Source organism: Neisseria sp. P0014.S009, from assembly GCF_051958155.1.
GTDB lineage: Bacteria > Pseudomonadota > Gammaproteobacteria > Burkholderiales > Neisseriaceae > Neisseria > Neisseria flavescens_C.
In genome coordinates this window covers 1-443 of sequence record NZ_JBQCVS010000055.1, presented here as the reverse complement: position 1 = coordinate 443, position 443 = coordinate 1, and the positions used below count along the sequence as shown (strand labels likewise).

Genomic DNA, 443 nt, shown 5'->3' with positions numbered 1-443 from the left:
GACTACTGGGGTATCTAATCCCATTCGCTCCCCTAGCTTTCGTCCCTGAGTGTCAGTTATGGTCCAGCAAAGCGCCTTCGCCACCGATGTTCTTCCTGATCTCTACGCATTTCACCGCTACACCAGGAATTCCCTTTGCCCCTACCATACTCTAGCTGTTCAGTTTCCACTGCCTTTCCGAGGTTAAGCCCCGGTCTTTGACAGCAGACTTGACCTGCCACCTGCGGACGCTTTACGCCCAATCATTCCGGATAACGCTTGCATCCTCCGTCTTACCGCGGCTGCTGGCACGGAGTTAGCCGATGCTGATTCCTCTGGTACCGTCATTTTGTTCTTCCCAGAGAAAAGGAGTTTACAACCCAAGAGCCTTCTTCCCCCACGCGGTCTTGCTCCGTCAGGCTTTCGCCCATTGCGGAAAATTCCCCACTGCAGCCGCCCGTAGG

General features: G+C 54.9%; 1 rRNA gene. It reads right to left on the bottom strand.

What is annotated here, in order from left to right:
• Positions 1 to 443, bottom strand: a 16S ribosomal RNA gene (locus ACTHS4_RS11630); the annotation flags it as partial.